Origin of the sequence: Embleya sp. NBC_00888 (assembly GCF_045207655.1) — a bacterium.
Taxonomy (GTDB): Bacteria; Actinomycetota; Actinomycetes; order Streptomycetales; family Streptomycetaceae; genus Embleya.
The window spans coordinates 1752591-1778246 of the sequence record NZ_CP108785.1 but is presented as its reverse complement, the minus strand read 5'-3'; the positions used below and the strand labels follow the sequence as shown (position 1 = coordinate 1778246).

Here is a 25656-nt window from a genome sequence, read left to right as displayed (position 1 = left end):
ACCTGCGCTCGACCCGGTCCCGCAGGGCACGCCGGTGTTCCGCGGCGGCGCCGAACCCGTCGGACCTGTCGGACCCGTCCCGACCCCGCCGGCCGCGTACCGGAATCCGGTGGGACCACCCGTGACTTCGATGTCTCACGGGATCAAGATCGTTCGATCGTAGGATGTTCGCATGGCCTCCTTGGACGATTGGTTGCGCGCGGCGCCCACGCCGGTCGGGATCGCGCCCGGAGATCCCTTGTTCGAAGCGGTCGTAACGGCCCACGATGTGCGCCAGTCGGCGCGGCTGACCCAGTTGGGCATCAAGGCGGCCTCGGGTCGCGATGTACCCGTCGACTTCACGCACTACGACCCGACGACGGCGAAGGAAACCGCGGTCGGGGCGATCCACTGGGCCCGGATGTATCCGGACAGTGAGGCGCTCGTCTACATGGGGATGGGCAAACAGCGCTCGGCAGGCCCGCGCTCTCCGGCCGCCATGGCACGGGTCACGAAGGACGTCCAAGGATTCGACTACGGCGACTACTTCTACGGCAACGACTATCGTTTGCGACTCACCGACCTGCATGCGGCATTCGTCGGGTCACCGATGTTCTTCACGCCGGACGGGCGGGCCGATCTGCTGGCGACGGCGGCAGACGCGTTGGAATCCCGGATGCCGGACGTTTCCCAGTGGGGTGCGATCCCCATCATCCTGCACGAACTCGGGCACGCCCGGGAACTCGATGCCATGCGGCAGGGCCTGCACATTTCCGCAAACATCGGTCCGGGCGACCGCGAGGCGGCCGCAAAGGTGCATTGGAGAGCCGCGCTGTCTTCCGCGCTCCGCGGTCCGGTCGGTTTGGACACCCCACAGGGCCGATGGGCGACGGGTGGGGCTCGCCGCGCGATGTCGCCCGCGGTCGCCGGGGCACAGAACCAGGACGCCCACGTCCCGCCGGGCATGATGTGGGCACTCGACGACAAGCAACGCAACAACACGTTTCGATCATCCGCCGCGCACACCAAGCGTGAGGCATATCCGGATGCGCTGATGACGCTCATGATGCAGGGTGAGGCCGCCGGTTGGCAGATCCGGTCGATGGCTCGCGCGCTGCCCGGCTCGAATGTGGACAGGCTCATCGCGGGCGCACCCGGACTGCGCGCCGCCGTCACCGAACTGCGCGAACGTTCGGACCCGGCGACCGCCGCCCCGGTGCGGGAGCAGGTGCGGTTGTCGGCACGGACGGTCGGCGCGGAGGTGGCGCATCGGGCCCCGGGTACCGTCGCGAGACTGGACCGCACATCGCCGCCGGCGGCGGCGCGGAGCGACGCGGAATCGGTGACCGTGGAGCGTGTCGACCGGGTACATCCTCGCCACCGTGACGCACTCGACCCGATGCCGGTGCTGCCGCAACTGCCGCGCGGGAGACAGTTTTCCTCGGGCACGTCCGACCCGAGTACCGACGCCCGCCTTGCCGTGACGAGTTACGGATTCGGCGCCGCTGCGAACACGCAGGCGCAGGCGACGAGCGTCACTCCGACGCGCCTTCCCGACACGGGTGACGGTGCGCGTACGACCGGCGTCGCACGCATCGACCGCGACCCGTCCGGACCTGGGCTCTCCTGACTCGACCGCATTGCCCCGGTGTTCGGCCGGGTCTGTTGGGAGCTGTTCGCCGGATGGCCCTCGGCTCGCCGGATGGTCCTTGGGGCCGACTCGGGCGGGCCGAGTCAGGGGCGGGCGAGGGCTTGCTCGAGGAGGGTTTGGAGGGTGTGCTGCTGTTGTGCGGTGAGAGCGGCCACGGGTGAGTTCCGGGAGAGGAGGTCGCGGGCCTGGCGCCGCGAGTGCGTACCGTGGCGGACGGGGAGGAGATCTTCTCGGGCCTTCGGGTTCGAGTCAGCGCCGGTCACACCCCCGGGCACGCCGAGTACGTCACTACCTCGGGCGGCCGACGACTGATCGCCTTCGGCGACGCTTTGCACTCGCCGATCCAGGTCGACCACCCGGAATGGTCGTCGGCGTTCGACCACGATCCGGTGGGATCCGCCGATCACCGCCGCCGTCTCGTCGCGGAGCTGCACGACGCCGACACGATCGGCTTCCACTTCGCCGACGTCGTCTTCGGGCGCGTTCTGCGGGACGGCGACGGGCTCGCCTGGCGTGCTCTGGACGGCTGACCGACCGGGACGGCCGGGTGTCGGCCCCGCCGTGGGGCGGGGCCGACGGGGATGGGTCGGATCAGGCGGGGAGGGCGTCGACGGTGGGGACGACGGTGCCGAACAGGTCGGTGATGGTGGTCAGGGCGGCGGCCTGGAGGGCGGCTGCGGGCAGGACCGTGCCGTCCGGGGTGGTGAGCGCACGGGTGGCCGTGGCCTCGGCGACGACGGTGGGGCGGTAGCCGAGGTTGAAGGCGCCCTCGGCGGTGTGGTTCACGCACATGTGGGTCATGAAGCCGGCGATGACCAGGTCCTTGCCGCTGCCCGGCGCGGCGCCCAGGTCGGTCAGGGTCTTCTCCAGTGCGGTGAGGTGGAAGGAGTTGGGGAACTCCTTGACCACGACCGCCTCGCCGTTCGCCGGCGCGACCTCGTCGCTGATGGCGCCGATGTGGGCGCGGATGTCGTACGGGGTGTTCTCGCCGCCGTCGTTGAGGACGTGGACGACCGGGGTGCCGGCGGCGCGGGCGCGCTCCAGCAGGCGGGCGCCGGCGGCGAGGGCCTCCTCGGCGCCGTCCAGGGCCATCACACCGGTGCGGTAGGTGTTCTGGAAGTCGACCAGGATGAGGACGGAGTCGCTCAGGTCGGGCGGCCGGTTGTCCAGGCCGATGACGTCGCGCAGGGTCGTGGAGGGCTGGTTCGTGGAGGGCTGGTTCGTGCTCATCGAGCGACCTTTCATGGGGAATCGGGCATGGCGAAGTTGTCCGCCTCGGCGGCGTGCCGGGCGGACGGGGATGGATGGATGGTTGTTCGAGGGTGGTTCGGTGGTCCGGCCGTCGGGTCGTCCCGTCGGCTCGTGGCCGGGCGCTTCGGGTGCTCGGGCGGTCAGGGGGTCCGGGTGCGGAAGCGTCGGCGGTAGGCGGCGGGGGTGGTGGCGAGCTGCCGTTTGATCGCCCGGTGCAGGGTCTCCGCCGAGCCGAGTCCGGACGCGGCGGCGACCTGGTCGAGCGGGTCGTCGGTGGTCTCCAGCAGGCGTCGGGCCACCTCGACCCGGGCGGCTTCGACGTAGGCGGCGGGGCCGGCGCCGGTCTCCTTCCTGAAGACGCGGGCGAAGTGCCGCTCGCTCAGACACATCCGGTCCGCGAGTACCTGTACGGACAGGTCCTCGTCGAGGTGCTCGGCGATCCACAACCGCAGCTCGTCGATGTCCCGGCGGGCGGAGGCGGGCCGGCTGAGCGGGACGGAGAACTGGCTTTGCCCGCCCTGCCGCTTGAGGTACATCACCAACTGCCGTGCCACCGCCAGCGCGACCTCCTCGCCCAGGTCTTCCGTCACCAGGGCGAGGGCGAGGTCCAGACAGGCGCTGATCCCGGCGCCCGTCCACAATCGGCCGCAGTCGTCGCGTACGAAGATCGGATCCGGATCCACCACGATCGCCGGGTGGTCGGCGGCGAGCTGTGCGGCGGTCGACCAGTGTGTGGTCGCCGTCCTCCCGTCCAGCAACCCGGCCGCCGCCAACACATGGGCGCCCACACACACCGACGCCACCCGCCGGGCATGCGGTGCGGTCTCCTTCACCCAGGCCACGACATCGGGGTCGATCCGGGCGACGGGGCCGTCGGCGGTCACGTCGACCGCGCCGGGCACCAGCAGGGTGTCCACGTCCTCGCCGACCTCGTCGAAGGCCAGATCGGCCAGCAGCCGCACACCCGCCGACGTCCGCACCGGGCCGGCGGCCGGCCCGGCGAGGCGGACCCGGTAGTGGGCGCCGCTCGCGGTCTCCTCATTGGCCAGCGCGAAGACCTCGGCCGGTCCGGTGACGTCGAGGAGATCGACATCGGGGAAGACCGCGATGACGACACGGTGTGTGAGGGGCATGACCCCATCCTCACGGGGACGACCGATGACCGCAATGACGGGCAACTGTCACATCCGGACATCCGGACATCCGGACATCCGGACATCCGGACATCCGGACATCCGGACATCCGGACCTGTCGGTCGTCCGGGGCAGCGCGTGGGGTCGGCCCCGGCGGTCGACGGATCGGTCGGGTGCGGTCCTGCTGCCGGGCGGGTTCGCCGGCACTCTTCGAACTCCTCGCGACGGCCGTCGCGGCCTCCGCGCCGCTACCGCCGAGGGCCCAATCCTGAATCGACCCGATACGTACGTGTGTGCTCCGCGTGCCGGGGGAGCCGCGCGCGGGGGCTGCGGAGGCGCCGTTAGCATGCACAACAGGGCTTGCCTGGGGGGCAGTTGGGGCCGGTCCCGAGGTCGGCCCGAAGACGGACGAAAGAGGCGAGGAATGTCGGACGCGGAGTGGATGTCCCAGGAACCGCAGGACGATGAGTGGCCGGTGGTCGATTTACGGCTGGACGTCCCGCATTCGGCCCGGGTCTACGACTACCTCATCGGTGGCAAGACCAACTTCGAGGCGGACCGGGTCGCCGCCAAGGCGTCGGTGCAGGCGTGGCCGGCGCTGCCGATCTCGATGCGCACCACCCGTACGTTCATGCAGCGCGCGGTGCGGCGGCTCACCGAGGAGTACGGGGTCCGCCAGTTCCTGGACATCGGCACGGGCATCCCCACGTCGCCGAACGTGCACGAGATCGCGCAGGGCATCGCTCCCGAGGCGCGGGTCGCGTACGTCGACAACGACCCGATCGTGCTGACCCACGCGCGGGCCCTGATGTCGAGCACCGAGCAGGGCAGGACCTGCTACATCGACGCCGACCTGCGCGACGTCGACTCGATCATCGGCGCCCCGCAACTGCGCGAGGTGCTGGACCTGACGAAGCCGGTGGCCCTGTCCCTGATCGCGATAGTGCACTTCGTCCTCGACGAGGACGACCCGCAAGGACTCGTGCGGCGGCTCATGGACGAGTTGGCGCCGGGCAGCTTCCTGGCCCTTACGGTGTTCACCGGCGACACCGACCCGGTGGGCGTCGGCGGCGTCGAACGCGAGTACAACGCGCGTGGCATCCCCCTCCAGGTCCGGGACAAGGCGGAAACCCTCGCCTTCTTCGACGGCTACGACCTCCTCGACCCCGGCATCACCCTGGTCCACCACTGGCGCCCCGACCCGGACGCCCCACCGGTACGCGACGAGGACATCGCCATGTACGCCGGAGTGGCCGTCAAACGCTCCTGACCGTCGTCGTGCGGGCGCGTACACCGAGGTTCCCGTCCACGTTCGACGTGGGCAGAAGGGTCGACTCCGCGAGACGAAGGCTCGGCAGGAACCTGCGGGCGACGTCTCCGGCGTTGGTGAGCGCCACCGCTCGCGCGGGGGACATGCGGGTGAATGCGGCACTCCAGAGGTCGAGGTGGGCGCATCACCACGTACTGGTCGGTGAACGACAGTGCAAGTAAGTGCAAGTAACAGGCCCCTGTCCCCCGGGCAGTGGTACCGGGCCGGGGCGGCGGCGTGTCGCCCCGGCGGTAGGAGTGTGCCGAACGGTGTCATGGGGTTCGGTACTCCTGGCCTGGCGTGTCGAAGTCGGCCGGGAAGCGGATCAGGGGGACCGGTTTGTCGTGTGGCCACCCGTGTGACGCGTCGTCGAAGCTCAGCCGGCCGCTCGCCGCCGGGATCGGACTGGCGTCGTGCAGGTTGGTGATCTCGTTCAAGACGTCCTGGTGGTCGGGGGTTGTCTTGCCGGTCAGATCCGTGACGATGCGCGTCGCGAAGATCGCGGTGAGCACCGCGTCGTGATGCATGATCGCGTAGCCGTCCTGCAGTTCCGTGTCGGCGAAGTGCAGGTCCTGGAAGCTGCGGTGGAACGGCGCGAAGCCGACGGGCGGTTGCTTTCCGGCGATCCAACGGGCCGGGGCGGTCGCGGAGGCGTCCACGAGGGTGATCCCGCCGGCCCGGAGCCGGGCCCGGGCCTCCTGGCCCTGGGCGAACGTTCCGGTGGCGCCGGTCAGGATGGTGATCGGTGCGTCGTGGCCGCACTGGGCGCGCGTGGACAGTGCGTCGACCAGGTCGGACAGGTCGCGGTCGCGTCCGGCGTAGAGGATCACGTCCGCCTTGGTCAGGCAGATGTTGTTGACGATGTTGCCGAAGAGCCGGGGCACTCCCTCGGGCCTGGTCCCGGTCGTCCCGACGAACGAGGCGCGCCGTGCACCGATGTAGTCGGCCAACTGTTGGTCGAAGGAAGTACGCAGGGACCGCACGTAGTTGTCCTGCCGGCTGTCGAAGACCAGATACCCGGTGTGGCCCACGAGCGGGGAGTGGTCCAGGTAATCGCGCAGCGCCTTCGCGTAGTCGAGGTTGGCCGGCGACACCTTGAACAGGTTCTCCGCGTTCAGGTCGTCGGCGGTCAGGATCGCGCCGATCGCCGGGATCCGCAGCTTGGCCAGCGCGTCGGCCGCCGCCTGGGTCTCCGGGACGCTGATGCCCATCCCCGCGACCGCGACGAGTGGGTGTTCGCCGCCGGTCAAGGCGGCCAGTTGTGCGACGACCGGTTGCCAATGGGTCTCGTTCCGGCCTTCGTTGGCCAACAGGAGTTGGATCAGCGGCGTGGTGCCCTGGATGCCGACCGCTCCGGCGTCGGCCAGGCCCGGGCACAGGTTCGCCCGGCACTGTGCGGTGAACGCGCCTTCGAGGCTGGTCCTGATCTGGTCCAGTGGCAGCGCGCTGGTGTCGCTCGCGGTCAGCGGTGTCAGCAGCGCGATCCGAACGTAGGGGATCCGGGTCCTCCCGGCGGCGGGCTTGTCCCATTGATCGCGAACCCGCTTGTTCTCCGCGGCGATCCGATCGGTGATGGCCTTGAGCCCCGGATCGAAGGCGAACGCCACCTCGTTGGTGAACCCGACGCACTCCCGCTGCTCCCCGGAACCGGCCCAGCGCAGGTCGGACACGCCCGGCGCGCAGCGATCCTCGTTCGAGTCGGGGCGTACGAGCCACAGGATGCCACCCGCGAGCAGCGCGCCGACCAGGACGAAGACGCCGATGCCCCACCAGCCTCGCCACCATGGGCGCAGCGGGTCCGGACCGTTGGGCTGGTTGGTCATGAGGGCTCCTAGCCGAAGTAGCCGAAGTAGCCGAAGGTGGACCGCGGTGGGCTCACGCGTACTTGGCAGCCTCGTGTCTGAGCCCGACCCTGGGTGGGTCGGAGTACATGGCGAGGTTCTGCAGGGTCGAGCCGATGGTGAAGTGGAGTTCCGGTCGGGCACCGGGCAGCCGGTTGCGGGGGTCGCCGGCCAGCCACAGCGCGGCCACCAGGACGGTCAGGGCCCGGCGCGCGGCGAACGATCGGGGCGCCAGATCGGCGGCGAGCCGGTCCGCGCGCAAGGTGGCCGATTGCCCCGGGACCACCGGTACGCGTAAGGGTGCGGCCGTGATGGCGTACAACTCGTACAACCACGCGTCGGTGTCGGGCAGGTTCACCAGGCTGTGGGCGAGATGGTCGACGACGTCGTCCATGCGGTTCAGTGCCAGGGCGTGGTACTGCGCCTCCACTGGATGGCCGTTGCCCGTCTGCCAGACGCGGAGCCGTTCGTGGACGGCGTCCCAGTGGCCGGGGGTGCGGGCCAATTCCTGGAGCAGCAGGGTGCGCAGCCACGGGTGCAGGACGGGTTTGCCCGGCAGTGGTCGCGGGTGGGCGCGTTCGAGGTAGCCCGAGCCGCGCCCGCCTCGCGCCGCGGCGTCCTCGGGGGTGGGGTCGACCAGCCACAGGCGGGTGCCGATCGCCCGGGCCAACGTGTTTCGGGTGTGTATGTCGAAGGTGTTCAGCAGCCCGGCGTCGGATGCCGAGTCGAACGCGCGCGCCGCGGAGCACGCGACCAGCGCGGCTTGTTGATTCGCCGTCAGGTCCGCGAGGAGGTATCGCCGGATCTCGTGGTCCACCGGCGCGTTCCCGAGGGGGCCGGCGGCCGGTGCGACCGGGTCGGACAGGACGCCGCGCAGCAGTGTGTCCGGATGGTCGCGGCCGACCAGGGCCGCCGAGGCGCCCAGCAGCCGGTCCACGCTCCATGGGTGTCCTCGCGTCAGCTGGTGGACCAGCGCGGGGGCTTCCGGCAGTCGTGCGGCGACCGGGGCGCCGAGTTGGGCGACTTCGGCGCCGGTCAGATCGCGCAGTCGCACGCAGTACCAGCGCCAGGAGCCGTCCGGCGGCGGCTGCGGAACGGCCGCCCGCCAGTCGGCGTATGTGGCGTGTTCCGGTGGTCGGATCCGTACGCCGGCGGGCCCGGGTGCGAACGGACCCGGGATCCGGCCGACGTCGCAGGCGCCGGCCACTACGAGGAGCGGGTCGGATCGGCCTGCGGCGTCTCGGAGTTGCAGCAGCAGGTCGAGGAACTCGCGGCCGCCGTCGGCGTCGATGTTGTCCAGCAGGACCACGCTGTTGCGGTCGCGGCGGCGGCGGGCGTATTCCCCGCGCAGATCGGCCAGGAATGCCTCGCACAGTCGTCGGTCCACCGCCGCCCGGTCCACGTCGGCGGGGCTTTTGGCGAGTTGGTTGAGCGCCACGAGTTCGTGCAGCGGACTGTGCGGGCCCGCGTACCAGTTCAACCCCGTGCGCCGCGACACGCTCAGCGGTACGCGAGGCGGTTGGCGGATCAGGGACGCGAGCAGGTTGACGCCGGGGATCCGCAACACGTTGAGGTCTTGGAGCAGGCCCGCCACGCCGGCCACGTGGTCGGCCGCGGCATTGGGCTGTCGAGGGCCGTGTAGTGCCTGGCGCAGCTGGGCTTTGGCCCGCTTGGCGTCGTTCGCATCCAATGACAGTCCCGGATCCACCACGACCAGGCCCAGGGTCAGTCGGGGGAAGAGCAGTGCCGCCTGACGCGGGAAGCGGTAGGACAGGCCGTACGCCAGCCGGCCGGCTACTTCGTGCGGTCGGCGCGGCGCGGCCGAGCCGAAGTCGTAGTAGGCGTGCGGGCGATGTGATCCGAGATAGCCCAGCCAGGCCAGTGTGGAGGTCTTGCCGCTGCCGCGCGGCCCGACCAGGACGATCACCGGAAGTGGATCCGCGTCCTGGGCCCGGCCGTTCGGTACGCGGTTGCGGCATTCCTGGTACAGGTTTTCGATCCCCTGGACGCCCAACGGTTTTTTCGGTGGTTCGGGCACGCTGATCAGCCTCCCCCGTTGCCGACCGATCGGCTCGGCATCACCGAATGCTTCCACGCGTGCGTGTCGAGTGAGGAGGATTCGGTGAGATCCGAGGCGAAACCCTCGCGCCGGACCTCGGCACCGGTGCTCGGATCCGGGACCGGCGGCGGCATCGAAGCCGCCGTCGGCGGCGGGAGTGGGCAGGCTTCGACGGGTCGCGGGTCGGATCGGGTGCGCCGGCTATGGGTGGGGGAGGGGGTTGCGGGCGAGCCAGTCCTGGAGTTCGCGGTGGCGGAATTGGTAGGCGGTGCCGGCGGTGCGCAGGAGTCCGGCGGTGGTGGCCCAGTGCAGGAATCGGCCCAGGCGCCAGGGCAGGGCGCGGGGGCCGGTGCGGACGCACAGCAGGAACAGTGCGTATCGCTGGGTGGCGGCGGTGGCCATGAGCATGACCGCGAGGAAGGCCGGCAGTCCCAGCGCCGACCCGAACCGGATTCCGTCGCCGAGCCCGAAGCCGAGTCCTTCCGCGAATCCCAGGGTGAGCCCGACCGTCGTGCCGACTGCGAGGCCTGCCATGAGCGCGCCCGCGAGTTCGTCGCGCACGAGGTCGCGGGGGTCTGCGGCAGCGGCCCGACCGCCATCGTCTCGGCCGCGCACGATCAGGCTCGCGATGCCGAAGGTGAGCGGCCACAGCGTGAGTAGGACGATGGTGGGATCGGTGTCGAAATCCCGGTCCAGGGCGCCGATGATCATCACGGCGAGGACGCCGGCGGCGCCGAGGGCGAGCAGGGTCAGGAGTTCGCGGCGGCCCTCCCGGGTGGTCAGCCGCCCCGGTACCAGGTGGGTGGGTCCGGGCCAGGCCGCGCCCCAGCGCAGGCCGAGCAAGCCGGAAACCGACGCTCCGAAGACGACGGCGACTGCGTTGGCGATCCAGGAGGACTCGTACAGCGGGGGGCCGGATTCACGAGCCATCACCGCCGCCGCCACCAGGCCCACGCACACCACCAGGACGGTGTGGATCAGCCGGACGCGTCGAAGTCCCACCAGCGGCCACAGTTCGTGCGGAACCAGATCGGTTCCCGACAGTGTCCTGCCGTCCAGCACTCGGGGGGCGGCGGAGTTGGCGTCGAGGTGGCGGGCCAGGACGGCGAGCCAGATGTGGACCCGGTCGGGGGAGTACGCCGGGTGGCCGTCGTGGCCGGGGTGGTCGGCGGCGGCGCGGATGTAGAACCCGTTGAGGTGGTCGCGCATGTCCTGGTCCCGGGCCAGAGCCGGTGACAGGAGGTTGCGCGGTTGGTGGCGGTAGGCCGCGCTGCCGGGGTCGCGTTGTTCGTGGACGGTGACCGCCATCGTCAGTCGCCACGGGGTGGACAGCCCGCGGGCGAGGGACCCGGACGGCGCGGTGTCGAGGGCGTGGATCACCTCGCGCCAGCGCCGGGGGTCCTGGACGCGGGCGAGGATGAACTCGCGGCCCTGGACGGGGGTGACGGGTGTGATCTCGACGCGGGCGGCGTCCTTGGGCCAGGTCTCCAGCGCCTCGTAGGGGTCGCTGCGGCAGGTGAGCACGATTTTGGCCCGGGTCCGGCCGAGTGCGTACGCGTTCAGGATCTCCAGAGCGCGCCGCGCGCGCGGCCCGCCGGGTGCCGGGCCGGGTGTGCCGCGGGGTTCGGTGTCGGTGGTGTCCATTTCGTCCAGCCCGTCCAGGACGGGCAGGATCATGCCCGCCTCGACCAACGCCCGCGCGGTGGCGGGGGTGAGTCGGTACGCGCGTTCGAGGTGGTCGCGCACCCATTCCTCGATCGCCGCCCCACCTGTCGCCGCACCGTCTCCGGGTGCGGTGTCGGGGAGTTCGCTCCACGAGGCCAGGGACATCCGCACGGGGACCGGGTCCTTGGGGTCGCGGTTCTCCAGGAGTGCGAGCAGGAGTTCCAGGGCCAGGACCGTCTTGCCGGGTCCGGGTGCCCCGGTGATCACCAGGCGGCGCGGGCGGAGTCGGCGGTAGTAGTCGACCACGGTGCCCAGCCGTCCGTCGGGATCCGCGCCGTGGGCGTTGTGCGCGGGGGCGGGGCGGAGGACGAAACGGAGGTCGATGGGCGTGTGTTCGCCGCCCAACAGCCTTGCGCGTTCCGGGGTTTCGGCGCGGGTGACCGCGTCGGCCAAGCGGGCGGCCATGACCGCGGTATCGGTGACCTGGAGCCGCAGCGCGGTCCGTGACATGCGCGCGGACCAGATGGCAACGCCCAGTCCGGGCAGGGCGATCGAGGCACTCAACCAGTCGACGTCTCCGCGCTCGACGCCGTGCGATCCCCACACGGCGAGCCAGAGCACCCCCATCGCGCACGCGATCCCCCAAGCCCACCCGGCCGCGCGTCCCCCACGGTGTCCCATGAATGCTCATCATGGCGACCGAAGGCGCGCCGCATCGGGCTTTCGCGAGATCACGATCAGCCGGCCGCTCGGTGGCGACGCGCGGGGTGGGGACCGGCGCGTGGACGAGCGCACGACGGCTGCCGGTCGTGGCGGCGCCGGGTGCTGCCCGGCGGGAAGTCCCGCCGGGCAGCATCGTGTTCGGCTCGGGCCGCGTCTGGGGCCATCGTCCCGGGCGCCTGTTGGGGGTGCGCCCCTCGGATGCCCGTGGCGGCCCCGTTCAGCAGGCCCCGAGGTCCTGCCAGACGCCCCACTGGCCGGTGGTGCCGGGCGTCTCGCCCGTCGTCCACCACTTGGCCTTCCAGGTGTGACCCTGGTACGAGACCTGCCGGCCACCGGTGTAGATCGTGCCGGACGCCCATGGGGCCGCCGTGCACTGGTGGCCGTTCCCGCCGGTGACGGTCACGGTGTAGGTCGTCGCGTGGCTGCCGGAGGTGCCGGTCGCGGTGACGGTCAGGGTGTACGTACCCGACACCGCCGCCGAGGTGGTGGCCACGGTGAGCGTCGAGGAGTCGCCCACCATCACCGAGGTGGGGTTGAGCGTGGCGGTGACACCGGCCGGGGCGCCGGTGACGGTGAGGTTCACCGTCTGGGAGGCGCCGGCCGTGACCGCGGTCGCGATCGTGGAGGTGGTCGAGGCCCCGGCGGCGACGGTCCCGGACGCGGGGGTCGCCTTCACCGAGAAGTCGTTGGTGGGGGTCGTGGTGCCGCTGGTGAAGGGTTCGAAGATGCGGCTGAAGTCCCAGGTGTTCTGGGCGATGCCGGAGCAGTTGTCCGCCGCCGGCTGGTTGGGGCAGTTGCCGTTGTCGCGCTGGAGGGCCCAGAACGAGAGGGTGTTGATGCCCTTGGCGACGGCCCAGTTGTAGACCTGTCGAGCGTTGGCGAGGGTGAACGTCTCGGCCGGCCCGAAGTCGTCGACGCCGATCATCTCGGTGACGCCGATCATGCCCCACAACTGCGCGGGGGTCTTGGTCGGGTAGAGCTGCGCGAGCGTGTTGTACAGGCCCTGTGCCGCGGTCTCGGTGTCGTTGGCCATGTTGTGCGTGGCGTTGTCGTAGTAGTCGAACGTCATGAGGTTGACGACGTCGACCTTGGTGCCGTTGGCGACGGCGTTCCTGAGCAGGGCCACGCCGTTGGCCGCCAGGCCGTGGGTGGTGGTGGGCAGTGTGTAGGAGATCTCGATCTCGCGCCCGTTGGCCGCGGCCCAGTCCTGGACCTGCTTGATGGCCTTGTTCCGCCGGTCGATGCCCGCCGTGTTGTCGAGCGCGTCGATCTCGATGTCCATGTCGAGCCGGGTGACGTCGTAGGTCGTGATGACCTTCTGGTACACGGCGGCGATCTGGTTGACGTCGCTACAACTGTCGGCGATCTCGGTGCCGGTGGTGTCGGCCGTGTAGCCGCCGAACGAGGGGATGACGTCCCCGCCGTTGGCCTGGATGGTCCTGATGTCGGCGCCGAACGTCGAGGAGGCGATCGGCATGCCGGTGTCGCCGTTCCAGTACGGGGTGCAGGATCCCGCGGTCGCGGTCTGGAGGAACGCCATGGTCAGGTGCTTGGCACCGGACTGGGCGGCCAGCGCGGCGGGACTCTCACCGGTCCACGCCTCGAAGTAGGGGGCGAAGACGTGGGCCGGCAGGGGAGTTGCGGCCTGGGCGGGCCCACCTCCGAGCACGGTCAGGCTCACCGCCGCGGCGGCGGTGACGGTGGCGGCTACCGCCGCGCGGAATGTACGTAAGAGTCGCATGTGCGTCCAGTCTGTATGCGGGGGACGTACCGCCGATTCGCGTGGCAAGGCGGCATGGGGTATGAGACAGCCCGGCGCTCGCAGAAGTCAATGGTCTGGACCAAAATTGGACTAGACCATTAATGTCGGAGGAAATCCTTCACTTCCCAAGGGAGTTGCTCGCCGGTGGATCCCCGGAGCGGCCGGGCACGTGCGCGGGAGGCGCCGTGCAGGGCAGGATGGGCGCGGGCCGGACGGGCCGGGCCCGCGGCAGGACTCGCCCGACCCGTACGGCCCTTGCCGCGTTGTACCCCAACCCGCCCCGCCCGGCCAGGAGTTCCATGAGCGACCCGGACGACATCCGCGCGACACTGCTGGTGCTCTACTCGAGCCGCATCGACGAGTGCCGAAGCTTCTACACCGATCTCGGCCTGCGCTTCGTCGCGGAGCAGCACGGCCGGGGTCCCCGCCACTACGCGGCGACTCTCGCGGACGGCACGGTCTTCGAGATCTACCCGGCCCGTCCCGGCCGCGAGACCGGCGCACTTCGCCTGGGTCTCGCCGTCACCGGTGCCGCCGTGACGCCTCCGCTCGCGCCCGGCCACCATCTGCTCTCCGACCCCGACGGCCGGACCGTCGACATTCGTGCGACCTGATCAAGATCGATTGCTCTCCGGCGATGCGGCGTTCGTCGGCGTTCGTCGAATTGCGCTTCGTCGAACGCCGCGAGAAGGATTCGCCGTATCGGAATTGCACGCGCCGGCTCTTTTCAGTGCGCGTGACTTTGTCGACGCGCGGTGAGCGAAGACCGCGCGGCGGCCGATGACCACTTCCGACTACATCGTTATTTGGTGACCCGGAGGATTCGGCCGCTCACCCGCGCCCCGATTTCCCGAGGCGCCGAAAACGCGACCGCCCCGGAGAGCGCGACGGCGCTCCGGGGCGGGACCTGCGACTCGATTCACCCGCGTCCGGGTCAGGGAGCCCGGAAGTAGTCGGGCTCGGGGCGCCTGGGTTCGCCGGGCTGCTGCGGCCCGCCGCGGGCCGGGTCGGCGAAGGCGACGCCGTCCGTCCGGCGCTGTGCGAGGCGTTCCAGGCGGGCGCCGAGTTCGGCCTCCTCGCGCAGTTCGCCGGTCGAGGACGACAACGCGACGATGAACAAGGTGATCACGGTGAACAGGCTCACCCCGACCACGAGGGGAGCCAGGAACTGGGAGGCCTCCACGCCGTGGAGGGCCGAGGTGTGCGTGTTCGACTCCAGGGACATCGCCGACATGCCGGTGTAGTGCATGCCGCTCACCGCGATGCCCATGATCAGCGACGCGCCCGTGACGGCGACGACTCCCTTGACGTTGAGCGCGGCCCACAACGCGGCGGTCGAGGCGACCAGGGCGATCAGCACCGACAGCGCCACCCGGAAGGTGTCGTAGCCGATGTCGTCGTTGATGCTCATCGCGGACATCCCGACGTAGTGCATGATCGCGACGCCGGAGCCGGTGACGATCCCGCCGACGACCAGGCCGGTGGTCTGGGATCCACGCCTGCCGATGATGGCCATCCCGACGCCGACCACCGCGATCGCCAGCAGGAGGCTGACGACGGTGCGGGTCGCGTCGTAGCGAATGGGTGTGTCGGTGACCGCGAATCCGAGCATTCCCACGAAATGCATGCCCCAGATCCCGGTACCGCCGATGGAAACGGACGCCAGGGCGAACCAGCGAACGCGCGGGGCGCCGGTGACCGCTCGGGCGCGGATCGCACACAAAAGCCCGAGCGCCGACCCGATGCAGGACATCAGATAGGCGACCGCCGGTGTGAGCAATCCGTTGGAGAAATGATCGATACTGCCCACGCTGGGTTACGCTCCGGATCGTTCCGAGTGCGATCGACTTGATCGGCCGCGCCAGCGTAGAACGATGTCGAAAGAAATATACACGCGGGTCGGTGAATTCTCGGTAACGCCCGTCGGCGCGCAATTCCGGCCGCACGCTGAGTGAACGAGCACATTACGGGGAGCGCCGAAGGCGCCCGATCATCTCCCGCTTCGGCCGGGGCCGGTGTGTCGATCAGCGCCGCACGGCCATGACGCGGGCGCGGAAGTCGTCCATGGACACGATCTTGTCCGGGGTCGGCATGGTGATGCTCACCGGCGCGCCGAACGAGTCGTACGTCGTCGAGGAGACGTGGCCTGCGCGGTTGGAGTCCAGGCGCAGGATGTACGGCTTGTTCGTGGCCGCGACGAAGTAGGTGTCGGTGGTGGAGCCGCCGGTGGCGATGACGGCCGTGGTCGCGACGCCGGTGACGTCCTGCGCGAGCTTCTTGTCCGTCCTGCCCGACTCGGGGATCGCGTAGAAGCTCGCGCAGCCCCCCGTGGCGGGTATCCGCACGAAGGACGACTTCAGGTCGGCGGGCACGTCGAGGCCGGACCCACCGGTCTTGCGCAACGGCTCCAGGGCGAGTTCGGCGCTCATGAACGCGTCCTTGTCCCGGCAGAGAATCTCGCCGAAGGGTTCGTCGGTGCCGATGGTGATCCGGGCCCGGAAGCCCTGCCGGGGGTCGGACCAGATCTCCTGCGTTCCGCCGGCCACGGCCGTCGTGGAACCCTTGCCGTGGAACGAGGTGGAGGCCATCGCCTGGTTGGCACGTTCGACGATGCCGTCGCCGGCCCCGCCGTCGTCCGACGACCCGCACCCGGTCGCGGCCAGTGCCAGGGCGAGTGCGCCGAGGATCGCCGGGCGCGTGCGTATGACGTTCATGCATCCTCCGAAGGACGGCCGATTCCTTCACCGCTCGGCGCCGGCGCCGGGCCTGGCCACGGATGCCACTCGCGCGGGCATGGGAAGTCCGGTCTCTCGCCATCACCTTCGCGATGATCTTGTCGGAGCATAGATCGCCGGCGACGGTGCGTCATTGCCGGAAGCGGGAAACGAACGCCGGGATTGCATGCGTGATCGTGCCGGCCCGGGGAGGTCGGGCGGCCGTGTGGACGACCGGGCCGGGCTGTTCGCCGGTGCTCGGGGCCGGACCCCCAGTCGGAGCCGAAGCCGGAGCCGAAGCCGAAGCCGGAGCCGAAGCCGGAGCCGGAGCCGGACTCCGAGCCGGAGTCGGCATCGGCACAGCGAACGACCCGGCCGGCGGCGTCCGTGCGGACGCCGCCGGCCGGGTCGTCGAGCCGGGGTCGGTCACGTGGTCGCGAGCAGCATTTCCTCTCCGCTCTCCGTGCGCAGACCATCGGTCCGGTCCGCGAAGTAGCGCTCGTTGAGCATGGCCGCCGACACGTGGCGGGCCTTCGGGAATCCGGCCTCGCGCGCCAGCGTCAACATCCGCGACGGCGCGAAGAAGCTGAGGAACGGCGTGCCGGCCGCCTCGGCGCCCTTCACCGCGACCTGGAAGGCGGCGCGCTTGTCCTCGTCGAGGAGTGCCGGCGGCAACTGGAACGTCATGGCCACGGTGGAGCCCGGGGCGAGCGACGCGAGTCGGCGCAGCGTGGCCGCGTTCGCCTCCTCGGTCAGATACAGGGCGACGCCGGTGGAGGCCACCACCGCCGGCCGGTTCGGGTCGAACCCGGCGGCCGTCAGTCGATCCCACCACGACGCGCCCGCCTCGAAGTCGACCGGCACCAGTCGCAGCCGGTCCGGGATCGCGAAGCCGAGTTCGGTCAGGCGCCGGCGCTTCCAGGCCTGGGGGCCGGGCCGGTCGACCTCGAACACCCGCAGACCGGCGGCGATCTCCGGCCTGCGCTGGGCGAAGGTGTCCAGGCCGGCGCCCAGGAGGACGTACTGGTCGACGCCTCGGGCGGCCTGCTCGACGACCAGGTCCTCGATGAAGCGGGCCCGGGCCACGATCGCCGCACGGAACCAGTCGGTGGTGTGCGGGTCCATGTCCCCGCGCCGGCGCCAGTCCCGGTCCGGGGCGGCGAGCCGCAAACCGAGCTCGTCCTCGAGCACGTGCGGTGGCGCGTCGACCTGCACGTGCAACGCCCGCCACAGGGCCACCCGTACCGCCGTGCCGTCCGGCTCCTCGGTGCCTTCGTCAGTCATGCCGCACGCCCTTTCCGTGGTCCGCTCGCTCTCGCGTGCTCATCGCCGCGCCGGGGCCTGGAGGCTCCACATCCGCCCGTCCGGGTCGCGGACGGTCATCTCCCTGGTCCCGAAGTGGGTGTCCCGGAAGGGGGTGATCACCTCGACACCGGGGGCGGGTTCGAAGGTGTCCGCGTCGGGCACCTTCAGGACGAGCCGCATCTCCGGTGTCTTGTCCCGGGGCACCTCGGCGATGAACAGGTACGGGCCGTCGCCGTTGCGCAGTTGGCCGGAGTTGTGATCCGTCGCGAATTCCAGTTCGTAGCCGAGTCCCTGGAAGAACTTGGCCGCCTTGCCCCAGTTGTGCGTCTCCAGGAACACGGCCTCGACGCCTTCGGTGGTCATGTCAACTCTCCTTCTCCGACGATGGCTCTCGTTCGCTCCGGGTGTCGTCGAGGTAGGCGCGCAGCGCGGCGGCGACCAAAGCCGACAACGACTGTTCCGACTCGATGGCACGGTGCTTGACCTGCCGGATCAATGAGATCGGCAGGTAGACGTTGAACTGCTTCACATCCTCGTCACCCACGACTCGATGCTAGCAAACTAGCAAGCTAGCCGCCAGCAGGCCTGGGGGTGACCGAAGATGTCGGATCCATGGTGGTTCGGGCCTGGTTCGCGGGGCGGGTCAGGGGCGTGGCGGCGTCGGAGCCGCGACCCCGTCGTCGAGTTCGAGGGACAGGCGGGCCGCGGTCTCGTGTACGGCCTCTTCGGTGCGACCCAGGATGCTCAGGTCGGCGCACTCCCACGAGTCGTGCCGGGAGAGCCAGACCACGACGGCGTCCCGAGCGCCGAAGAAGTGGAACGTGTTCCCCACCTCGTCCCACGGCAACGGGCCGAGCGCGGGCAGCGTCGCTCGTATGTGCCGGCCTCGATCCTCCGTCGTCCCGTACGCGGCCACGTCACCGGTGAACGCGTACCGCGGCAGGACGCGCACGAGGGCCATCTGCACGAGCCACTCGGTCATCGACCGACTCGACATCGCCCACTCGTGGCCCTGCTCCTCGGGCTCCGCCCGCTCCTCGCCCCGCTCCTCGGACTCCTCGGATTCCTCCCACTCCTCCCCGGGGCCCACCCACACGGGCGGGTCCGGCAGGTGGGCGTCGGTGGTCCGGAAGGCCCACGCGCAACAGCCCTCGTACTCCGTCATGAAGATCGAGTGTTCCCCGAGCCGCCGCGTCGGCCAGTCCAGGTACGTCTCGTACAGTCCGCGGTCGAGGAGATAGGAGTTGCGGACCGAGCCGAGCCATTGGGCGAGGGCGTCCGGCACGTCGTCCGAAATCGGCGGTTCGGGTTGCCAGGGGTCGGTCAGTGCCCCGACGTGGCCGAACTCGCGGAGCAGATCGGAAACCAGGGTGCGGCGCCGCGGCCACGGGGCGGACAGGCGTTCGGCGAATCGTTCGTAGTCGATCATGCCGCGCAACCCTATTCGAGGGCTATGACGTGGATATGGTGCCTTCGGGGATCTCGGCGGTCTTCGCCTTGTCGCCGGCGGGCAGCAGGTGCTCGTAGCCGGCGCTGCGCCAGACCAGCCTCTTGAACTGTTCCGGCGTCAGGACGCCCCGCCACGGTGTGTCGCCGGGGCAGAACACCGCTTCGCACGCGGGGCAGTAGTGCGCCGGCTTCCACATCAGGTCGGCGCGCGCCTCGCCGGCCGACTCGGAGTGCTTGTCGTATCGGTCGGTGCGGACCACCGCGATGGTCCCGACGAACAGCAGCACCGCCACCACCGCGCCGCCGATCGTGTACAGGGGCTTGTCGTTGGCCACGCCCGTGTACGCGAAGCCGATCGCCATGGCGACCATGACCATGCCCTCGGCGAAATGCAGGCAGCCGTCCCCGGAGGTGTTCGGTCCCTTCGCCAGCCGATCGTGGAGATTCTTCCGCGAGGCCCCCTTGGCCACCATTGCCTGCTCCACCGAACGGGCTTCGAACCCACCGCAGTTCGGACAACGGACGCCGGTCGGTTGTGCTGCTCCTTGGTTCGCCATGCCCATCACGCTAGCCCAGCCCCGGGGAGCCGGCGCCGGGGCACCCAGGGTCACGCGCCGCGTCGCCCGCGTCGGCAGGTTCCGGTGAACACCCGGCCGAGTCGCTCGTCCAGCGTGGCCGCGGGACCCACGAGTGGGGTGTGCCTTCGGGGCCGATGCGCGTGTGCGTGGCCGGCCCTTAGGCGAACGCGACGATGCGCAGCGCCTGTTCTTCGGCGTCCACGCCGACCGCTGCCGCCCGACCAGGTCCGGGCCGACAGCGCGCCGTCCGGCGCGCCGATCACCGTCCGCCGACTGCTCAACCACACCAGCGGGTTGTACGACTACCTCGACGGGTTGCCACACTTCGGCACGCTCGACCAGTACTGGCCCCGGGATCGGTTGATCGGCATCGGCCTTGCCGAACCGCGGTGCTTCCCGGCCCCTACTGCGCCCGCACGCCGCGATCGGCCGATCGCGGCGCCCGGTGGGGCGGGCGCGGGTGGCTATCCGGAATGCGCGTCGTCGGCGAATCCCGCGGGGCGAGGCGTGGGCGCCCCCCGGGGGAGGGGTGGCGCGGGGTTTCGGGGGCGGGGCCGCGGGGGTGCGGCTGTCCCGAAAACGCGAGGGGGCGGTGGGCGGTTGGACGCGCGGCGGGGCATCACGTAGCTTCTGCGCCTGGGACAACTCGCTTGCCTGGTAAGGCATTTGCGCCCGATCCAGGTGATCCGCGCGCGCCCCGGGCGCCGGCGGGGAGGCCGCCCGACGCCGCTGTGCGGGAGGCGATCACACCTACCGCCGGCCGTGGGCGCTCGACCCAGGAGGCAACGCGTGACCATCACCCCCCGCCACCGGCGAACCATGTACCTGTCGGCGGCGCTCGTCGCCATCTCCGTCGCGACACCCCTGACCCCGGCATCGGCCGCACCCCTGGGCACCACCGCCGGGACGACCTACTACGTGGACGCCACGAACGGAGCCGACAGCCGAGCGGGCACCACCCCCGCCACCGCCTGGCGCACGCTCGACAAGGTCGGGGCCGCCACCCTTCGCGCGGGCGACACCGTCGCCTTCAAGCGTGGCCAGTCCTGGACCGGCACCCTGAAACTCTCCCGCAGCGGCACCGCGACCGCGGCGATCACGGTCGGCGCGTACGGCACCGGCACGTCGCCCGTCGTGCGCGGCGGTGGCAGCTGTGTGGCGATCACCGGCGCCTACTGGACCGTGCGCGACCTGCGGCTGACCGGGTGCGACTGGGCCGGCGTCGAGATCGAGGGCCACCACAACACGGTGACCGCGATCCGCGCCGACGCCAACGTGGTCGGCGTCTCCATCGCGGACACCGGCCACCACAACACCGTGACCCGCAGCCAACTGGTCGACAACAACAAGATGAGCGTCAACGACCCCGGCGGCGACAACGACTCCGGCGCCTTCGGCGTGCTGCTCAACGGCGACGACAACCTCGTCTCGCACAACACCATCACCGGCAGCTACGCGGCCAGTTACGACTACGGCCAGGACGGGGCCGCCGTCGAGATCTACGACGGGGACCGCAACCGGATCGAGTACAACATCACCCACGACAACGAGACCTTCTCGGAACTGGGCCACGACACGGGCAAGACCGCCGACGGCAACGTCTTCGCGTACAACGTCGTCACCTCCACCCACGAATACGCCACGTTCCTGGTGGTCCGAGGCCCCGGGAGCGGGCTCGGCCCCAACCGTGACACCGTCGCCGTCAACAACTCGGTGAACCTGCCCGGCGCCAAGGCGCAGGGCTGGGTGTGCCACGACGGCTGCGCCTCGGACATCCTCAAGCTGCGCAACAACGTGATCTCGGTCGGCGGCCGGACCGGGTACGAGGACGGCGCGGGCGCGGACGAGAACACCGGGGTCTACAAGGGCGCGCAACACCGATTCACCCTCGGCGCCCGCTCGGTGATCGCCGACCCGCGCTTCACCGGCGGCACCGACCTGCACCCGCTCGCGGGCAGCCCGGCGATCGGGCGCGGGGAGCCGGCCGGCTACTCGGTGGACCTCGACGGCAAGCCGGTCCCGGCCGCCGGCGCGACCGCCGGCGCGTACCAGTACCAGCCCTGACGGGGCCCGCCCGACACCCGGCGCGGCGCCCGTGGCCGCGCCGGGGTGTCACGCGATGACCGGCACGCCGGGATCGACCAGGCCGTCGCCACCGCCGGTGTCGGTGCGCGGTCGGAACGCGGGTCCCGAGGTCGGCGTCGGTCCACTTGGGGACCGGGCAGTTCGGGAGGTTCGCGTACGCCTGGCCGAGCGAGCGGTTCACGTCGTCGAAGCCGAACGGGCCGCCGGCCGTCGAGGATGTCGCGGTGGGAGAGGAGGGGGTCGGCGTCGTGGTGTAGCGGGCGCCGCCGGACGTGGTGCCGTACGAACCACCGGAGCCGGCCGGCGACGGGGGCGGGGGATATTCGGTTCGCGTACCGGTGGGCCCGCGTCCTAGCATGCGCGCCATGGCCAAGACACCCGTGCTCACCCCGCGGTCGGACGACTTCCCCCGCTGGTACCAGGAACTGATCAACAAGGCCGAACTGGCCGACAACGGTCCGGTGCGCGGCACCATGGTCATTCGACCGTACGGGTACAGCCTGTGGGAGCGGATGCAGCAGGAGATGGACGCCCGGATCAAGCGGGCGGGCGCCTCGAACGCCTACTTCCCGCTCCTGATCCCGCAGTCCTACCTGACCAAGGAGGCCGAGCACGTCGAGGGTTTCGCCCCCGAGCTCGCCGTCGTCACGCACGGCGGCGGCAAGGAACTGGACGAGCCCGTCGTCATCCGCCCCACCTCCGAGACGATCATCAACGACTACTTCGCCAAATGGGTGCAGAGCTACCGCGACCTGCCCCTGCTGATCAATCAGTGGGCGAACGTGGTGCGTTGGGAACTGCGCCCGCGCGTGTTCCTGCGCACGACGGAGTTCCTGTGGCAGGAGGGCCACACCGCGCACGCCACCCAAGAGGAGGCCCGGGACTACGCCGCGCTCATCCACCGCGAGGTGTACGCCGAGTTCATGGAGAACGTGCTCGCCATGGACGTCGTGCCGGGGCGCAAGACGGTCAGGGAACGGTTCGCCGGAGCGATCAACACGCTCACCCTGGAGGGCATGATGGGCGACGGCAAGGCGCTGCAACTGGGCACCAGTCACGAACTCGGGCAGAACTTCGCCAAGGCGTTCGACATCCGATACCTGTCCAAGGACGGTCGCCAGGAGTACGTCTGGCAGACCTCCTGGGGCTCCACCACGCGCATGGTCGGCGCCCTGGTGATGATGCACGGAGACGACGACGGTCTGCGGGTCCCGCCGATCCTGGCGCCGATCCAGGTGGTGGTGATGGCGATCAAGGCCGACGACGCGGTGGTGGCGAAGGTCCGCGAGATCGGTGAGCGGTTGACGGCGGCCGGTGTCCGGGCGCGGGTGGACGACCGAACGGACACGCCCTTCGGCCGCCGCGCGGTGGACTGGGAACTCAAGGGTGTGCCGGTACGGATCGAGGTCGGGCCGCGCGATCTGGACAACGGCACCGCCGTGTTGGTCCGGCGCCACGTGGGAGGCAAGGAGCCGGTGGCGATCGAGGCACTGTCCGTGCTCGTGCCCCGGGCGCTCGCGGACGACCAGGCGCTGCTGCTGGCGCAGTCCCGCGATCGCCGCCGGGACCGTACCGTCGAGGTGACCACGATCGAGGACGCCGCGGCGGCCGCGGGCACCGGCTGGGCGCGCATTCCCTGGGCCACGCTCGGTCCGGAGGGCGAGGCGCGGCTCGCCGAACGGGGCGTGTCCGTGCGCTGCCTGGTCGCCGAGGACGGGTCGGTTCCCGCGAGCGATGAGCAACCGGGCAACATCGCGATCGTGGCGCGGGCATACTGATCCCCGAACTGCCCCCCGCCGCACCGTGATTGCGGGCGGGGGGCGGCACACGGGAGCGAAGGAGCACTGTGCAGCCCACTGCGTCGCCGGCGTCCGATGACCCCGAATTGCTCACCGCGCCCACCGACCGATGGGGAAACCATCGATGGTTCCCGGTCCGCAGGGTCGAGTCCTACGCCGACCTGAGTGTCGCGCTGCACGAGCTCGTGGCCGACGCGATGCCCGTGATCACCGTCGTCGGCGGCGCGGCGGGAGCCGGTGCGGCGACGGCCGCGGACAAGGCGATGTACGAGGAAATCCTGCTGACCGCCGCGAGGTTCTCGGCCGCCGTGTTGTTCGGGGGCACCGATTCCGGCTGCCTCAAGGAACTCGGCGAGGCCAAGCGCCGGTTGTTCGCCGAGGGGCGACTGGCGATGGCGGACGCCCCGCTGATCGGCGTCGTGGCCGAGGGCACGGTGGCCCCGCCCGGATCGCGCTACGATCCGAACAAGAAGGCACCGCTGCAACCCGACCAGGACCTGATCCTCGTGGTGCCGGGCGAGAACTTCGGTGACGAGTCCTGGGCACTCGCACAGGCCGGTCGGATCCTGTCCCAAGGGCAGGGATCCGCCACCGTGTTGATCAACGGCGGCGGGATCACCGTCCAGGACGCGATGCATCGCGTCCAGGACATGACCGAGAACGGCAGGCCCGTCCAGGACGCGATCCTGCTGGCCTACCGAGGCTCCGGACGCGCGGCCGACGACATCATCGCGGCGAAGGAGAACGGCGGCGGTCACCAGGACCCCAGGATCAACGCCATCGCCGCGCACAGCCGGACGCGCGCCTTCGACTCGGCAGCCGATCTCCGAGCGCAACTGGGCGCGCACTTCACCGCCGCCGGACACGTGGCCCGCGAGCCCGGCGATCCGAGAACGGCGAAAATGGCGCCGGAGGTCACCGTTCCGCCGATTTCGCTCCGGGTGCCGTCCGCCGTCGCCGACATGACGCCGATGCGGGCCTACGAGGTGGCACAGATGAGGGTCGGCAGCACCGGGCCACGCCATCTGACCGAGGCACGTACCGATCCGGAACTGCATCGAGCGTGGCGGGAGGCAACCAAGGCCTCGCGCACGGCAGCGCTGGACAAGCTGAACCGGGACAACGCCGGCTACCGGGAGGACGATCGGGCGGGCGACGAACGACGCAACATCGCCGCCTACAACGCGGGGCTTCGGGAAGCCTTCTGGCGCGCCCACGACCACATCCGGGACGGCGATCTCTCGGCGCCGGGCAGACTGACGCACCTGGCGGCCAAGGGCTTCGGCGCGTCCAAGCAGGCGGCGCCGCTGCGCCCCGGCGACACGGAACCGGTCAACGGCGGCAGTTCGGACTGGACGCGGGTCGTGGTCCCCTCGCTCGCGCTCGGCGTCGATCAGCGCGGTGGCTCTGCCGACAAGCGGGCGGGGCGAAGCGCGGTGCGCGGCCAGGGAGCCTGACCCGCCCGGCCCGCCACTCGTCCCGGCCCGCCGCCCGTACGGCCGAGCCGTCGGGCCGCCGGGGCCACCGAGCCGCCGGGACCGGCGTCAGGGAACCCGCCGGGGCCCGGCTGCGTCAGTTCTGCGAACCTGCACGGACGCGACGAACGAGGGAGTGGCACGGTGACGGCACGACGGAGGACCGCGGCGGCGTTGACGACGGGGCTGGCGGTGCTGGGCCTGGCCGGGTGCGCGAGCTCGGGGAAGGACCCCGTGTCGATGCCGACCCCCGAACCCACCCGGTCGCAGTCCGCGACCGCGCCGCCGGTCGAGCGGGAGACCGAGGTGAACACCGAGGCGGTGGCGTTCCGGATCCGGGCCTCGACTCCGGTGCAGCCGACGACCGCGCCCGCGACCGAGGGGTGCGCACAGGTCGTGGTGCGGCTGGGCGATGTCACGATCGAGTCCAACTCGACGCAGTGCAAGGCGCAGACCCAGGCGCCGGGCAATGGCCGGCACGGCATGTACCGCACCGCCGCGGACGTTCCGGCCGGCGCCGCGACGGAGACGATCCGTACGCCGCTCGGCGACGCGATCCTGTTCACCCAGCGCTACTTCGAGGCGACCAACTCGGTGACGTACTGGAACGAACCGGTCGCCATCGTGACCCTGCGGAACCCGAAGCAGGCGACCCATCCGACGCTGATCCTGCGTTCCGACAAGGGAAAGCTCGATCAGGCGGCGCTGCGGACGTTCGTCGAGACGAAGCTGTCGCCCTCGGGATGAGCCGGACCACCGGACCACCGGACCACCGCACCTCGGCTCCGAGCCGGTCGGCGCGGATCGACGTCCCGGGAAAGAGGATGGCCTGAAACGATGCCGTCTGCCGTCGGCGATTCGGACGGATTCGGCGACC

The 25656-nt window shown here is 70.7% G+C and carries 20 protein-coding genes and 1 pseudogene; 8 read left to right on the top strand and 13 right to left on the bottom strand.

Translation table 11 applies throughout. The annotated features are described in order from the left end of the window. Positions 1 to 172 precede the first annotated feature (172 nt). Both OG948_RS42065 and OG948_RS42060 read left to right on the top strand, forming a co-directional pair. The gene (locus tag OG948_RS42065; RefSeq protein ID WP_331770254.1) at positions 173 to 1609 is read left to right on the top strand and encodes a hypothetical protein; all 1437 of its coding nucleotides are present in this window, start codon (positions 173 to 175) and stop codon (positions 1607 to 1609) included. A gap of 191 nt (positions 1610 to 1800) precedes the next feature. After that, positions 1801 to 2160, top strand: a pseudogene (locus tag OG948_RS42060) (MBL fold metallo-hydrolase); the annotation flags it as partial. Between the two features lie 61 nt (positions 2161 to 2221). Here the strand turns inward: OG948_RS42060 and OG948_RS42055 are convergent. Next, positions 2222 to 2860, bottom strand: a complete 639-nt coding sequence (locus OG948_RS42055) for an isochorismatase family protein (RefSeq protein ID WP_331770253.1) — start codon at positions 2858 to 2860, stop codon at positions 2222 to 2224. A gap of 161 nt (positions 2861 to 3021) precedes the next feature. Continuing rightward, positions 3022 to 4014, bottom strand: coding sequence for a GlxA family transcriptional regulator (locus tag OG948_RS42050; protein ID WP_331770252.1), 993 nt, complete (start codon positions 4012 to 4014; stop codon positions 3022 to 3024). Between the two features lie 425 nt (positions 4015 to 4439). Between OG948_RS42050 and OG948_RS42045 the strand changes: the two genes are divergently transcribed. Further along, positions 4440 to 5285: an SAM-dependent methyltransferase gene (locus tag OG948_RS42045; RefSeq protein WP_406300577.1), complete on the top strand. Its 846-nt coding sequence runs from the start codon at positions 4440 to 4442 to the stop codon at positions 5283 to 5285. Positions 5286 to 5596: 311 nt separating this feature from the next. On the opposite strand, the gene OG948_RS42040 is transcribed toward OG948_RS42045, so the two are convergent. The 4 genes from OG948_RS42040 to OG948_RS42025 all read right to left on the bottom strand — a co-directional run bounded on the left by OG948_RS42040 (position 5597) and on the right by OG948_RS42025 (position 13353). Next, complete coding sequence (locus OG948_RS42040; RefSeq protein ID WP_331770251.1) at positions 5597 to 7147, bottom strand: hypothetical protein; 1551 nt, start codon at positions 7145 to 7147, stop codon at positions 5597 to 5599. Between the two features lie 52 nt (positions 7148 to 7199). Then, positions 7200 to 9203, bottom strand: coding sequence for a hypothetical protein (locus tag OG948_RS42035; protein WP_331770250.1), 2004 nt, complete (start codon positions 9201 to 9203; stop codon positions 7200 to 7202). A gap of 222 nt (positions 9204 to 9425) precedes the next feature. Continuing rightward, positions 9426 to 11516 carry a hypothetical protein gene (locus OG948_RS42030; protein ID WP_331770249.1) on the bottom strand — a complete coding sequence of 697 codons (2091 nt, stop codon included), beginning with the start codon at positions 11514 to 11516 and terminating at the stop codon, positions 9426 to 9428. A gap of 313 nt (positions 11517 to 11829) precedes the next feature. Next, entirely contained in the window at positions 11830 to 13353 is a 1524-nt protein-coding gene (locus OG948_RS42025) for a chitinase (protein WP_331770248.1), read from the bottom strand. A 320-nt stretch (positions 13354 to 13673) separates the two neighbouring features. On the opposite strand from OG948_RS42025, the gene OG948_RS42020 reads away from it, so the two are divergent. Beyond that, positions 13674 to 13988: a glyoxalase/bleomycin resistance/dioxygenase family protein gene (locus OG948_RS42020; RefSeq protein WP_331770247.1), complete on the top strand. Its 315-nt coding sequence runs from the start codon at positions 13674 to 13676 to the stop codon at positions 13986 to 13988. Between the two features lie 320 nt (positions 13989 to 14308). Here OG948_RS42020 and OG948_RS42015 read toward each other — a convergent pair whose 3' ends face one another. From OG948_RS42015 to OG948_RS41985, 7 genes are all read right to left on the bottom strand, one after another. After that, positions 14309 to 15184 carry an MHYT domain-containing protein gene (locus OG948_RS42015; RefSeq protein WP_331770246.1) on the bottom strand — a complete coding sequence of 292 codons (876 nt, stop codon included), beginning with the start codon at positions 15182 to 15184 and terminating at the stop codon, positions 14309 to 14311. A 214-nt stretch (positions 15185 to 15398) separates the two neighbouring features. After that, a complete protein-coding gene (locus OG948_RS42010; protein WP_331770245.1) occupies positions 15399 to 16088 on the bottom strand; it encodes a hypothetical protein in 690 nt (229 codons plus the stop codon). A gap of 426 nt (positions 16089 to 16514) precedes the next feature. Then, complete coding sequence (locus OG948_RS42005) at positions 16515 to 17372, bottom strand: class I SAM-dependent methyltransferase (RefSeq protein WP_331770244.1); 858 nt, start codon at positions 17370 to 17372, stop codon at positions 16515 to 16517. Positions 17373 to 17411: 39 nt separating this feature from the next. After that, positions 17412 to 17756 (bottom strand): VOC family protein, encoded by a 345-nt coding sequence (locus OG948_RS42000; protein ID WP_331770243.1) that lies wholly within the window; start codon positions 17754 to 17756, stop codon positions 17412 to 17414. Between the two features lies 1 nt (position 17757). Continuing rightward, the gene (locus OG948_RS41995) at positions 17758 to 17937 is read right to left on the bottom strand and encodes a ribbon-helix-helix protein, CopG family (protein ID WP_331770242.1); all 180 of its coding nucleotides are present in this window, start codon (positions 17935 to 17937) and stop codon (positions 17758 to 17760) included. Positions 17938 to 18036: 99 nt separating this feature from the next. Then, positions 18037 to 18822, bottom strand: a complete 786-nt coding sequence (locus tag OG948_RS41990) for a hypothetical protein (RefSeq protein ID WP_331770241.1) — start codon at positions 18820 to 18822, stop codon at positions 18037 to 18039. Positions 18823 to 18844: 22 nt separating this feature from the next. Then, the gene (locus OG948_RS41985) at positions 18845 to 19315 is read right to left on the bottom strand and encodes a hypothetical protein (protein ID WP_331770240.1); all 471 of its coding nucleotides are present in this window, start codon (positions 19313 to 19315) and stop codon (positions 18845 to 18847) included. An 894-nt stretch (positions 19316 to 20209) separates the two neighbouring features. Between OG948_RS41985 and OG948_RS41980 the strand changes: the two genes are divergently transcribed. From OG948_RS41980 to OG948_RS41965, 4 genes are all read left to right on the top strand, one after another. Then, positions 20210 to 21484 carry a hypothetical protein gene (locus OG948_RS41980; protein ID WP_331770239.1) on the top strand — a complete coding sequence of 425 codons (1275 nt, stop codon included), beginning with the start codon at positions 20210 to 20212 and terminating at the stop codon, positions 21482 to 21484. 386 nt (positions 21485 to 21870) lie between these two features. Beyond that, positions 21871 to 23283, top strand: a complete 1413-nt coding sequence (gene proS, locus OG948_RS41975; RefSeq protein WP_331770238.1) for a proline--tRNA ligase — start codon at positions 21871 to 21873, stop codon at positions 23281 to 23283. 68 nt (positions 23284 to 23351) lie between these two features. Beyond that, entirely contained in the window at positions 23352 to 24761 is a 1410-nt protein-coding gene (locus tag OG948_RS41970; protein WP_331770237.1) for a hypothetical protein, read from the top strand. Between the two features lie 162 nt (positions 24762 to 24923). Continuing rightward, a complete protein-coding gene (locus OG948_RS41965; protein WP_331770236.1) occupies positions 24924 to 25526 on the top strand; it encodes a hypothetical protein in 603 nt (200 codons plus the stop codon). Positions 25527 to 25656 lie beyond the last annotated feature (130 nt).